Annotated in this window: 2 protein-coding genes; one reads left to right on the forward strand and one right to left on the reverse strand. The window is 66.9% G+C overall.

The window, feature by feature from the left end; all coding sequences use genetic code 11:
* Positions 1–94 precede the first annotated feature (94 nt).
* Positions 95–11314, reverse strand: coding sequence for a peroxidase family protein (locus tag N5C28_RS09745; protein WP_279821915.1), 11220 nt, complete (start codon positions 11312–11314; stop codon positions 95–97).
* Between the two features lie 668 nt (positions 11315–11982).
* Between N5C28_RS09745 and N5C28_RS09750 the strand changes: the two genes are divergently transcribed.
* On the forward strand, positions 11983–13716 hold the full coding sequence (locus tag N5C28_RS09750) for a type I secretion system permease/ATPase (RefSeq protein ID WP_279821917.1): 1734 nt from the start codon (positions 11983–11985) through the stop codon (positions 13714–13716).
* The last annotated feature ends 1 nt before the right edge of the window (position 13717 follow it).

The raw sequence follows: 13717 nt of genomic DNA on the forward strand, positions 1-13717 counted from the left end.
CCCGGCGCATGGCGCCGCCTGGGCCAGCAAAAGACCGGTGCAGGCCTGCGCCCGCACCGGTTACGTCGTCATGCCGCTTCCCTGCCCCTGATCCTCATACCAGCTGGAAGTCGGCGATGGTCACCGAGGTGTGGTCCGTCACCCCGACCAGCACGATGTTCCCGCCATCGGCACCGTTGATCGACACCACGGTGTCGTTGCCGGCATCGAGCACCGACACGCGGCTGGCGAAGGTCGCCACCGTGAGGTTGTAGGCGCCGACGTTGAGCAGGTCCTGACCGCCCGTGGCCACCGCGTCGAAGCCGGTGATCACGTCGCTGCCGAAGCCCGGGCCGAAGACGAAGATGTCGTTGCCCTGGCTGGCGTCCATCTGGTCATTGCCGGCCCCGCCGGTGACCCGGTCGTTGCCCAGACCACCCAGCAGCGTGTCGTTGCCGTCGCCACCCTCCAGGGTGTCGTTGCCGGCCCCGCCGTTCAGCGCGTCGTCGCCCAGCCCGCCTTGCAACAGGTCGGCACCGGCGCCACCGTCCAGGCTGTCGTTGCCGTCGCCGCCACTCAGGGTGTCATCGCCGCCGGCACCGCTGAGGATGTCGTTGCCGATACCGCCCTGCATCTGGTTGTCCAGGCCGTTGCCGGTGGCCACCGTGGCGTTGCTGCCGATGTGGATCAGGTGTTCGACGTTGTTGGCCAGGGTGTAGCTGGCGCTGGTCGAGCGCACCGTATCGATGCCGCCGGTGCTGGCTTCCACCACCACGTCGCCCGCGAGGTCGACGTAGTAGGTGTCGTTGCCCGCACCGCCGACCAGGCGATCCACGCCTGCGCCGCCGTCGAGGCTGTCGGCACCGTTGCCACCGGTGATCGTGTTGGCCTGGGCGTTGCCCACGCCGGTGAAGGCGCCGACCCCGGTGAACGTCAGGTTTTCCACGTGATCGCTGAGGCTGTAACTCGACAGCGAGGTGCTCACGCTGTCCGTGCCGGAATCCGCCTCCTCGACCACCACGTCGCCAGCGTTGTCCACCACATAGCTGTCGTTGCCCAGGCCGCCGAACATCGCGTCGGCCCCCTGCCCGCCATTGAGGGTGTCGTTGCCGGCACCGCCACTGAGGGTGTCATCCCCGTCCAGGCCGTTCAGGGTGTCGTTGCCACTGCCACCGACGATGACGTTGGCCAGGGCGTTGCCGGTGCCGCTGAAGTTGCCGGCGCCGGTCTTGCTCAGGTTTTCCACGTTGTCGCCCAGGGTGTAGCTGGTCAGGCTGGTCTGCACGCTGTCGATGCCGGCGTTCAGGCCCTCGCTGACGGTGTCGGTGACACTGTTGACCACGTAGGTGTCGTTGCCGGCTCCGCCGCTCATGGCGTCGTTGCCCACACCACCGTCGAGCAGGTCGTCACCGGCGCCGCCTTCCAGGGTGTCGTTGCCGCTGCCCCCGTTGAGGTTGTCGTTGCCGATGCCGCCGACCAGGATGTTGGCCAGGGCGTTGCCGACCCCGGTAAAATCACCCGTTCCGGTGTAGGTCAGGTTCTCGACGTTGTTCGCCAGGGTGTAGGCACCGAGCGCGGTGCGCACCAGGTCGGTGCCCTCCCCGGCACTCTCGACCACCAGGTCGCCGCTGCCGTCCACCTCGTAGGTATCGTTGCCGGTGCCGCCCATCATCACGTCGTTGCCGGCGCCGCCCGCGAGAGTGTCGTTGCCGCCCGCGCCGCTGAGCACGTCATTGCCGATGCCGCCGGTGATGACGTTGTCCAGGCCGTTGCCCACCCCGACGAAGTTGCCGCTGCCGGTGTAGGTCAGGTGCTCGACGTTGGCCCCCAGGGTGTAGCTGCCCAGGGCGGTGCGCACCAGGTCGCTGCCGGCGTTGGTGCCCTCGTTGACGGTGTCGCTGGCGCTGTCGACCACGTAGGTGTCGTCGCCGGTACCGCCGTTCAGGCTGTCGTTGCCTTCGCCACCATCGAGCAGGTCGTTGCCGCCCAGCCCGTTGAGGGTGTCGTTGCCCGCTCCGCCCAGCAGCGTGTCATTGCCGGCTCCGCCGGTAATGACGTTGGCCAGGCCATTGCCGGTGCCGCTGAAGTTGCCGCTGCCGGTGAAGGTCAGGTTCTCCACGTTAGCACCCAGGGTGTAGCTGGCCAGGGTGGTCTGCACGGTGTCGGTGCCGGCGTTCAGGGCTTCGGTCACACTGTCGCCGACGCTGTCGACCTGGTAGGTGTCATTACCAGTGCCGCCGAACATCGCGTCGTCACCGGCGCCGCCATTGAGCGCATCGTCGCCGGTGCCGCCGTACAGCAGGTCATTGCCACCCAGCGCGTTGAGGATGTCGTTGCCGCCCAGGCCGTCGAGCATGTCATTGCCCGGGGTGCCGTTGAGCACGTCGTTGCCGGCGGTGCCCACGATGCCCAGCAGCAGCGCGCCGGTGGCCGCCGAGACCAGGTACTCCAGGGTGTTGCCGTTGTCGGTGTAGCTGACGATCACCCGCAGTTGCTGCCCGGCCAGGGACTGCGGCGCAGTGAAGGTCGCCCCCGTGGCGCCGGCGATGTTGACGAAGTTGCCGGCGCTGCCCGACTGCCACTGGTAGGCGAACTGCACCCCGACCAGGCCATCGGCATCGGTGAAGGCGTTGTTGACCGACAGCTGCTGACCGGTGAACGGCGTGCTGTTGCTGATCGCCACGCTGCCCACCGGCAGGTCGTTCGGGTCGCCACCGACCACCACCGCGGTGGTCGGTGCGGAGAACACCGTTTCCAGCACGCCGTGGGCGTCCTGGTAGATGCCCTTGACCCGCAGGGCCAGCCCGGCGAGGTCGGCGGTGACGGTGAAGCTCGGGCCGGTGGCCCGGGCCGCCTCGCCGCCGACGATCTCGGTGACGATGTCCTCGAAGGTGCCATCGCCCTCCAGGTCGACCTGCCAGTAGTAGCTGACCGGGCCGGCGAGCGCGCCGTTGACGTTGGTGGCGCTGATGTTGTCGGCGTCACGCACCAGGTCGGCGGACACCGTCAGCACCTGGCCCACGGCCGGCGAACCGTCGCTGATCCGCAGCGCACCCTCGGTTTCGGCGTTCAGCCCGTCCACCAGCACCAGCACCTGGTCGTTGAACTGGATGCGCTCGATGTTGGTGATGCGGTCGGTGCCATCCTCGCCACCGCCCAGGCCGTCCGGCCCGAGGTCGACCACGGTGTAGGTGCCGTCGAAGTTCTCGATCACCTCGTAGTTGGCGGCCAGGCCGGCATACACCGCGGTGTCGAACGAATGGCCCATGTTCAGCGGGTCAGGCGCCGCGTTGAGGATCTCGCGGACGATCACCAGCTGCCCCGGGTTGATCGCGCCGGACATCATGTCCGGGATCAGTTGGCTCATGCTGGTCACCGAGCGCAGTTCCGCGCCGGTGCCGTCGAGGTTGGCGCGTACGCTGATGCGCACGTTGAGCCAGGCATCGCCGTCGATCAGGTCGTCGCCGCCCCGCCCTTCGATGATGTCGCTGCCGTTGCCGCCAAGGATGATGTTGCCCGCGCCGAAGCTGGTCTGCCCGGCCCCGAGGAACGTGTCGAGGAACTCCTGCAGGCCATCGATCAGGTCGATGTGGGTCAGCACGCTGCCGGTGGCGCCAGCCGTGGCGATACCGGCGGCATCGGCGTCGTCGCCGCGCAGGATGTCGCTGTGGTGCGAGCCGGACAGCCCTTCCACAGCTTCGAAGCGCGCCAGCACCGAGGCATTCGAGGCCGGGATCGGCGCCTCGTCGAAGGCCCGCAGGGTGAAGTCGACGTTGGCCCCGAACGGGTCATCGCGGAACACCGCCCAGTCGAAACCGGACATCCCGATGTAGCGGTCACCGTCGCCGCCATTGCCGAGCATGATGTCGTCGCCACCCTCGCCGTCCATGCGGTCGATCAGGCCACGCTCACCGATGAACACATCGTGGCCGACGATGGTGTCCAGGCCGAACGGGTGGAAGTTGTCGCCGGACGCACCGTCCACGCCACCGTGTTCCAGCCAGTCATCGCCCTCGCCACCGAATACCGCCTCGTTGGCGCGGTGCCCGAGCAGGTAGTCGTTGCCGCCACCGCCGAAGATCTCGGAGGAATCCAGGCCGGAGACGATGAAGTCGTTGCCGTAGCCGCCCAGGATCAGGTTGAGGCCGTTGCCGCCGTGGATCACGTCGTTGCCATCGTCGCCCTGGATGTTGTCGTCACCGCCTATGTCCGTGAGGATGTCGTCGCCGGCACCGCCGCGGATCAGGTCGTTGCCGTCGCCACCCTCGATGCGGTCGTTGCCGCCGTCGCCGTAGAGCGTGTCGTCGCCGATGCTCGAGATCAGGATGTCGTTGCCGGCGGTCCCGCCCAGCACCACGTGCTCGTCACCGGTGTAGCGCAGGTAGTTGCTGTCCGCGCCCGGGGTGGCCGGGTTGTCGCGGATCACCAGCGGCAACACCGGGTTGTCCCCCGTCGGATCGGCGCGACCATCCACGCCCAGCCCGGTGAACTGCAACAGCTGGTTGACCTCCAGGGTGAAGCCCGGGGTCGAGAACACGTCGCCCGGCAGGTGGGTGGCATTGGTGTTGGCCATGATCAGCTTGGCGAACGAGTTGTTCTCCAGCTCCGTGAGGAAGTTCAGGCCGTTGACCCGCTCCAGGTAGTAGAAGCGGTCGCCGTCCTGCAGTTTCTCCATCTGGTTCTCGAACACGAAGTTGAAGGTCGAGCCGAGCAGCCCGCCGAACGGCATCTGCCGCTCGGCCAGGCCACCGATCCACAGGTCGATGTCATTGACCCCGGTGGTGGCCGCCGGACCGTTGAGGAAGTCCAGGCGGTTGACGCCCACCGCGTCGGCATCGAACACCCGCTGCTGGGCGGTGCCCTCGTTGATCACGGCCGTACCGCCGAACACCAGGGCCATAGCTACTGCACGCTTCTCGGCCAGGGTGTTGACGTCGGCAGCCAGCAGTTCGCTGTGGGTGCCGTAGGCGGCGATGAAGTTGACCACCGACATCTGGTGCTTGAGGTTGACGGCGAAGTCCACCCAGCTGCTGTACGGCTTGAGCTGGCTGTCGCCGGTGGCGTTGTAGAACTCCTGGCGGGCCGCATTCAGCGACGGGATACCGGTGTCGCGCCCGCGCACCAGATTGATCGCCGCCAGGTCCAGGGGCAGGCCGAGCAGGTTGTTGCGCAGCGCCTCGGTGACGAACTCGTCGATCTCGTTGCCCAGCTGCCGGGTCATGCCACGCACGATGGCACCGGCGGCGTCTTCGGCGCTGACGGTGACGAAACCGCCGTTGCCATCACTCAGCCGGTTGAACGCAAGCGGGTTGAGGAAGGCGTCGATCAGGCCCATTTCGCTGGAGACGAAGTTCGGGTCGAAGCGGTCCACGGTCTCGGTCAGCATCGAGTGGCCGAAGCGGTACACGACGTGGGCGAACTCGGCGACGATGGCCGGGTTGATCTCGGTGTCGTACACCTGGGTGGCGTTGAAGAACACGTCCACCTGCGGCTGCACCTTGCGCGCGAACTCCTCGAACACCAGGTGCTGGTACTGCATCTCGGTGGAGAACCGCGCCGCCTGGAACAGCCGCTCGCCGTTCCAGTCCAGGGCAGCGATTTCCGCCGGGGTGTCCGGCAGCGAAGTCACCGGGCTGAGCAGCCACTGGTTGATGAAGCTGACGTCGTTGGAGGCCAGCACCACGTCCTTGGTGTGCTGCACCATGCGGTTGTGCTCGGAGTGGAACACATGGTGCACGGCGGTCAGGCCGATGTTCTCGTTGCCGCGGCCATCGCCGGTGATGAAGTGCGCGTCGAGCAGCTCGTTGTCGTAGGTGCCCGCCGGCTGCACGCCGCCGATCACGTTATCGGCGTCGGCTACCAGCGGTTGCCCGGTCTGGCTGCTGCGCGGGTTGGCGCTGTGGGCGATGTCATCGAGGAATGCATGCCCGCTGCGCCCGGCCAGGGAGGCGTCGATCGGCGCCGCCGGGGTGCCCGACTGCAGGCCGTTGGCCTGGGTGATGATCTGCGCGAAGCCAGTCACCGGGTGCGGGATGAACTTGCCGTAGGCATCGGCCGCCACCAGCGGCAGGTTGAGCACGTCCAGGTCGTCCAGCTGGATACCGAGCATTTCCCGGGCCTGCTGCTTGACGTCCGCCCAGGTCGGCAGGCCGCCGTCGGCGCCGTTGAGCAGGCGCCCGGTGGCCACCGGGTGGCCGTTCTCGTCCAGGGCGTACTCGCGCAGGAACACCTGGTGCGAGGAGTGCGAGGTGTAGGTCTGGTTCTGATCCACGAACGGCGTGGTCTGGTTGTTGTGCAGGTGCACGTCGTCCGCGGTGCCGAAGACGCCGTCGTCACCGGCCTGCACCGCCACGTTGGTGGCGCGGGTCAGCAGCATGAAGCGCTGGCTGGCCGCCAGGTCGTCGGCGGTGCCGAAGATGCCGTCGGCGCCCATCACCAGCGGGTCGTCATTGGCCAGCGGCACGAACACCGTGCCGTTGCCGCCCTTGTTGACCAGGTCCAGGCCGTGGTCGAAGAACTGCCCGAACAGGGTGAACCAGGAGTTGAAGCCGGCGGACAGCCCTTCGTCCGGTGCGGTGTTGGGGATGAACAGCGGTTGCCCGGCGGGAATCTCGTTGCCGTCCAGGTCGAGCAGCGTGCCGATGGGGAACGCCTCGCCCTCTGGGTCGAGCTGGGTGCCGTCGGCCAGGATGCCCAGGCCGGCGTCGACGAAGGCGGCCACGGCCACCGGGTTGCCCCGGGTTTGGTCCACCACTAGGTTGGAGATGACCCGCGGATCGGAGTCCACCACGTTGCCGCCAGGACCGGTGGCCGCGTAGTTGGTGTTGCTCACGCCGAAGAACGGCGTTTCGTCCTGCTCGTTGCGGAACACCTGGTCGAGCAGCAGCGGGAACGGCTGGTCGGCCGCGCCATACAGGTGCTGGCCCTGTTCCAGGTTGTTGTAGGAGCCGTCCACGGTGCGCAGGCCATAGGCCAGGCGGGCGTTGGGCACCAGGTCATACAGGCTTTCACCGGCCGAATGCCGCTCGGCGATGATGATCTGGTCGAGGATGAACTGCAGGTCGGCGCGGATCAGGTGGATGCCGGGGCTGGCCACCAGGGTTTCTTCGGGCAGCGGGGCGGTCGGTGCCGGTGGCGTGATGTCGCCGGTCACCGTGTCGGTCGGTTGCGAGAAGACGTTTTCCAGGGTGCCGTCGGCGTCCTTGTAGATCGCCCGCACGCGCAGGGCCAGGCCGTCCAGGTCGGCGGTGACGCGCAGGCTGTTGCCCACGGCCGAGGCCGGCTTGTCGCCGCCTTCGGTGACGATGTCCTCGAAGATGCCGCTGCCGGCCACGCGCTCGACCTGCCAGGTGTAGGCCACCGGCCCGGTGATCACGCCGCCGACGTTGTCGGCATCGGTGACGCCAGCGATCGAGGCGGTCAGCAGGCTGCCGATCTCGGCATCGCCGCTGATCACCAGTTGCCCGACCGGGCCGCTGTTGCCACCCACCAGCACCACCGCTTCGTCGGCGAACTGCAGGCGCTCGACGTTGATCAGGCGATCGATGCCATCGGCCCCGCCGTTGAGGTGGGTGACCGTGGTCACGCCGGCGCCATTGGTCTGGATGGTGTAGTTGTCGCGCACGTCGGAATAGATCGCCGTGTCGTAGGCCGCCGACCCGGTGATGACTTCCCGCACGATGCTCAGCTGCTGCGGCTTGATCTCCCCGGACAGCATGTAGGGCACCAGCTCGGCGATGCTGTTGACGCTGGTGATGGTCGGGTGCCCGGTGACCGAGACGCGCACGTTGAGCATGCGGTCGCCGTCGATCAGGTCGTCGCCGCCCCGCCCTTCGAGGATGTCGCTGCCGCCACCGCCGAGGATGATGTTGCCGGCACCGAACGAGGTGACGTTGCCCCCCAGGGCCTGGTTGAGGAACTGCTGCAGGCCGGCGATGCGGGCGATGCCTTCGGCGGTCAGCACGCTGCCCTTGGCCCCGGCGCTGGCGATCAGCTCGGCATCGGCGTCATCGCCGCGCAGCACGTCGGCGTGGGTCGAGCCGGACAGGCCTTCGACTTCGGCGAAACGGTCGAGAATGCCGGCGCTGGACGGCGCCACCGGTGGTTCGAAGAAATCATCGACGTTCATGTCCGAGGTCACGCCGAAACGGTCGGCCTTGTAGGTCACCCAGTCGAACCCGGACATGCCGTCGTAGTGGTCCTCGCCGTCGGAGCCGACGAAGATGTCGTCGCCGCCCTCGCCGATGAACTCGTCGAAGCCGCCACCGCCGACGAACACGTCATGGCCATCGATGCGGTCGGTGGCGAAGGTGTCGAAGTTGTCGCCGGGCGCACCGTCTTGGGTGCCGATCTCGATCCAGTCGTCGCCTTCGTTGCCGGCGGTCTGCAGGTTGCCCTTGGCCCCGAGGATGAAGTCGTTGCCGGGGCCGGCGAAGGTTTCCGAGACGTCCTCGCCGGTGATGATGAAGTCACTGCCGGCGCCGCCGAGGATCAGGTTGGCGCCGTTGCCGCCGTGGATCACGTCGTTGCCATCACCGCCCTTGAGGGTGTCGTCGCCGCCCCAGTCGGTGATGATGTCGTCGCCGGCACCGCCTTCGATGGTGTCATTGCCGTCGCCGCCTTCCAGGCGGTCGTCGCCGCCGTCGCCCCACAGGGTGTCGTCACCGATGCTGGCGATCAGGGTGTCGTTGCCACTGGTGCCACCGAGCACTACGTGCTCGTCGCCGGTGTAGCGCAGGTAGTTGCTTTCCGCGGCCGGGGTGCCGGGGTCGTCGCGGATCACCAGCGCCTGCAAGGGGTTGTCGCCCAGCGGGTCGGCGCTGCCCAGCTCGCCGTTGTACTGGCGGTTCTGGTCGACTTCGAGGATCAGCCCCGGGGTCGAGAAGATGTCCGCCGGCAGGTGGAAGGCATCGGTGTTCTGCATGACCAGCTTGGCGAACGAGTTGTTCTCCATCTCGGTCAGGAAGTTCATGCCGGCCAGGCGCGCCAGGTAGTAGAAGCGGTCGCCGTTCTGCAGCGCCTCCAGCTGGGTCTCGAAGACGAAGTTGAAGGTCGAGCCGAGCAGCCCGCCGAACGGCATCTGCCGCTCGGCCAGGCCACCGACCCAGAAGTCGATGTTGTTGACCCCGGTGGCGGCCGCCGGGCCGTTGAGGAAGGCCATGCGGTCCACGTCGGACACCGCGCCGCCGCCGAACACCAGGTCGGCAGCCGCTGCCCGCTTGGCGGTCAGGTCGCCGGTGAGGCTGGCATGAATGCCGTAGGCGGCGATGAAGTTGACCAGGGACGCCGGGTGCTTGAGGTTCTGCATCAGGTCGAGCCAGCTGGTGTACGGCTTGAGCTGGCTGTCGCCGGTCATGGCGTAGAACTCGGCACGGGCGGCGTTCAGCGAGGGCACGCCGGTGTCGCGGCCGCGGGCGATGTTGATCGCCGCCAGGTCCAGCGGCAGGCCGAGCAGTTCGTTGCGCAGGGCCTCGGTGACGAATTCGTCGACCTCGTTGCCCAGTTGCCGGGTGGTACCACGCACGATGGCGCCGGCGGCGGTGTCGGCATCCGGGCCGCTGGCGGCGAAGGCCAGTGGGTTGAGGAAGGCTTCGATCAGGCCCATCTCGCTGGAGACGAAATCCGGGTCGAGGCGGTCCACGGTCTCGGTCAGCATCGAGTGGCCGAAGCGGTACACGGTGTGGGCGAACTCGGCCATGATCGCCGGGTTGATGGTGGTGTCGTAGCCGTCCGGCGCCAGGAAGGCGTCCACCTGCGGCTGCACCTTGCGCGCGAACTCCTCGAACACCAGGTGCTGGTACTGCATTTCGGTGCCGAACTTGGCGGCCTGGAACAGCCGTTCGCCGTTCCACTGCAGGGTCGACAGGTCGGCCGGGACTTCGGTCACCGGCGCCAGCAACCACTGGTTGAGGAAGGCCAGGTCGGTGGCGGCGGACTCCAGCACCACGGCCTTGGTGTGTTCGACCAGGCGGTTGTGTTCGGAGTGGAACACGTGGTGCACGGCGGTCAGGGCGATGTTCTCGTTGACCCGTCCGTCACCGGCGATGTAGTGCGCATCCAGCAGTTCGTTGTCGAAGGTGCCCGCCGGCTGCACGCCACCGATGTCCGTGTCGCCGTCGGCGGTGAGCGCCGCGCCGGTCTGGCTGCTGAACGGGTTGGCCGAGTGGGCGATGTCATCCAGGAAGCCGTGGCCGGTGGCCAGGGCGCTGGTGGCATCCACCGGCGCCGCCGGGTTGCCCTCCACCAGGCCATCGGCGGTGACCAGTTGCGGGAAGCCGTTGTCGCCAAGCAGGAAGTTGCCGTATTCGTCGGTGGCCAGCAGCGGCACACGGCCCACGTCGAAATCGTCCAGTTCGATACCCAGGATGTCCCGGGCCTGGGCCTTGAGCACGCCCCAGGTGGCCATGCCGCCGATTTCCACGTCGTCGTCCGTGCCGAACACGCCGTCCGGCCCGATGTCGCGGTTGGTCAGCAGCTTGCCGGTGGCCACCGGATGGCCATTGGCATCCAGCTCGTAGGCGCGCAGGAACACCTGGTGCGAGGCATGGGAGCTGTAGGTCTGGTTCTGGTCGACGAACGGCGTGGTGGAGTTGACGTGCATGTGCACGTCATCGGCGGTGCCCAGTACCCCGTCATCCCCGGCGCTTACCGCGGTGTTGGTGGCGCGGGTCAGGACCATGAAGTTGGTCTGCGGCGACGCCGCGTTGTACAGCGGGTCGTCCGGCTGCAGCGGGATGAAGATGGTGCCGTTGCCGCCCTTGCCCACCAGGTCCAGGCCATGGTCGAAGAACTGCCCGAAGAAGGTGAACCAGGTGTTGAAGCCGGCAGACAGCCCTTCGTCCGGCGCGGTGTTGGGGATGAACAGCGGCTGCCCGGCGGGAATCGGCACACCGTCCAGGCCCAGCAGCACGCCGTTCTCGTCGAGGGTGCCGAGGCCGGCGTCCACGTAGGCCTGCACGGCGGCCGGGTTGGTGATGGTCTGGTCGACGATCAGGTTGGAGATGATCCGCGGGTCGGCGTCCACCACGTTGCTGGTGGAGGCGTAGTTGGTATTGGTCAGCAGCCCGCCGGGGCCGGGGCCATTGGTGTCGAAGCTGTCGCCATCCTGGTCATTGAGAAAATGCTGGCCGGTCACCGTCGGGAACGGCTGGTCCGCCGCGCCGTAGAGCGAGCGGCCATCCACTAGGTTGTTGTAGCTGCCGTCCACCGTGCGCAGGCCGAACGGCACTTCGGAATTGGGCAACAGGTCGGTGAGCGGGGTGCCGGCGGCGTGGGCCTCGGCGATGAAGATCTGCTGAAGAATGAATTCCAGATCGGATTTGATGAAATTGGCCATGATGCGGTGTCCTCGATGCGTATAGACAAAAACGCGAAAACAACCTGCCCCGTGCAGACGTACCTCGCCTGAGCGCGGCCTGGCGTCGCATGACAAAAATGAAAATCAGGGAAACCGGGCAAACCCTGCCCGTCCCGCCGCGATCACGATCGGCGGTGCTATGGCGTCTGGCTGTTTCCCTTCAGCACCGGGTAACGACACCGGTTGGAGATCAGGCCTGGGGTGGCCCGTGGAACTGAGGAGCGAAAAAGTGCCCTAGCGGTGAAGCACTGATACGGCTGCGCTGTCGCGATGTTGTGCTCATGATTCTTCTCTTCGCGTTCTCACCCGACACACGCCGCGGCACCCTCTCCTGCACCGCATGCCTCATCGGGGTTTTCACACGATTAGACTAAAGTCCCGGCCCTCCGCCTTGTCAAGATACCGTCGGTCTGACCATTAATTTCTCTTTGAAACGCTAAGTAGCTGTCAGAAAAAGAGAATAAAGATCAGTTAATAATTCAAAAACGGTCTAATCCCTGCCTTTCACTGCCTAAAACCGCCATCTATACCTAGGTGGCGAGCCCCCTCTAAACGCCCGTTCGGGCGGCCATGCTCCGCACACACAAGAAAACGCCAGAGAATCGACACCGGCTCTCGGTGCACCCCAGCAGTACTGGAGGTTCTATATGGACATGTTGCCGTCCCCTCGCTCCGAACTGACCGAGGTCCTGTTTCGCCTACGCCGTACCTTCTATGTGCTTGCCGCGTTCAGCGGCGTGATCAACGTGCTGATGCTCACCCCGGCGGTGTACATGCTGCAGGTGTACGACCGGGCGCTGGTGAGCAGCAACGTCACCACCCTGCTGATGCTGACCGTACTGGTCATCGGCCTCTACGTGCTGATGGCCCTGCTCGAGGTGGTGCGCTCCAGTGTGCTGATCCGGGTGGGCAACCGCCTGGACATGATGCTCAACAAGCGCATCTTCAACGCCGCATTCGAACGCAACCTGCGGCGCTCCGGCGGAAATCCGGCGCAGGCCCTGCAGGACCTGTCCCAGGTGCGTCAATTTCTCACCGGAAACGGGCTCTTCGCCTTTTTCGATGCGCCGTGGACGCCGATCTACCTGCTGGTGATCTACCTGGTGCACCCCCTGCTCGGCCTCATCACCCTGATCGGCTCGGCGCTGCTGGTGGGCCTGGGCTACCTGACGGAGATCAGCACCCGCAAGCCGCTGGCCGAAGCCAACCAGGCGTCCCTGGCCTCCGGCAGCTTCGCCAACAACAACCTGCGCAACGCCGAGGTGATCGAGGCCATGGGCATGCTGCCGGCGATCCGCAAGCGCTGGTTCGGCAGCCACATGCGCATCCTCGAGATGCAGACGCTGGCCTCCGACCGCGCGGCCTACATCAACGGCGCCACCCGCTTCGTGCGCATCACCCTGCAGTCGCTGATCCTCGGTGCCGGCGCGTTGCTGGCGATCAAGGGTGAAATCACCGCCGGCATGATGATCGCCAGCTCGATCCTCTCCGGCCGTGCCCTGGGCCCGGTGGAACAGGTGATCGGCGCCTGGAAGCAGCTGCTGGCCAGCCGCAGCGCCTGGGACCGGCTCAACACCCTGCTCGCCGACTTTCCGGCGCACCGGCCGTCCATGCCGCTGCCCAAGCCGGTGGGCATGCTCTCGGTGGAATCCGCCTTCGCCAATGCCCCGGGCTCGGCCAACGGCATCCTGCGCGGCATCACCTTCAACCTGGCCCCCGGCGAAGCCCTGGGCGTGATCGGCCCGTCGGCGTCCGGCAAATCCACCCTGGCACGCCTGCTGGTGGGTATCTGGCCGACCCAGGCCGGCAAGGTGCGCCTGGACGGCGCCGAGCTGTTCCAGTGGAACAAGGAAGAGCTCGGCCCCTGGCTCGGCTACCTGCCCCAGGACGTGGAGCTGTTCGAAGGCAGCATCGCCGAGAACATCGCGCGTTTCGCCGAGATCGATGGCGAGGCGGTGATCCTCGCGGCCAAACAGGCCGGCGTGCACGAAATGATCCTGCGCCTGCCCCAGGGCTATGACACCCACCTGGGGGTCGATGGCGGCTCGCTGTCCGGCGGCCAGAAGCAGCGCATCGGCCTGGCCCGGGCGCTGTACGGCGACCCGTCGCTGGTGATCCTCGACGAGCCCAACGCCAGCCTCGACGACGTCGGCGAGGCCGCCCTGGTCCAGGCCCTGCTCGACCTCAAGCGGCGCGGCAAGACCCTGGTGCTGATTTCCCACCGGCCGACCGTGCTGAACATGGTGGACAAGGTGCTGCTGCTGCGCGAAGGCAGCGTGCAGATGTTTGGCAACCGCGACGAAGTCTTCGCCGCCCTGCGCCAGGCCAGCGTGATCGGCCCCGGTGGCCCGACCCTGGCCTCGGTGAAGACCAAGGAGTGAT

It is taken from the genome of Pseudomonas sp. GD03944, assembly GCF_029839275.1.
GTDB lineage: Bacteria > Pseudomonadota > Gammaproteobacteria > Pseudomonadales > Pseudomonadaceae > Aquipseudomonas.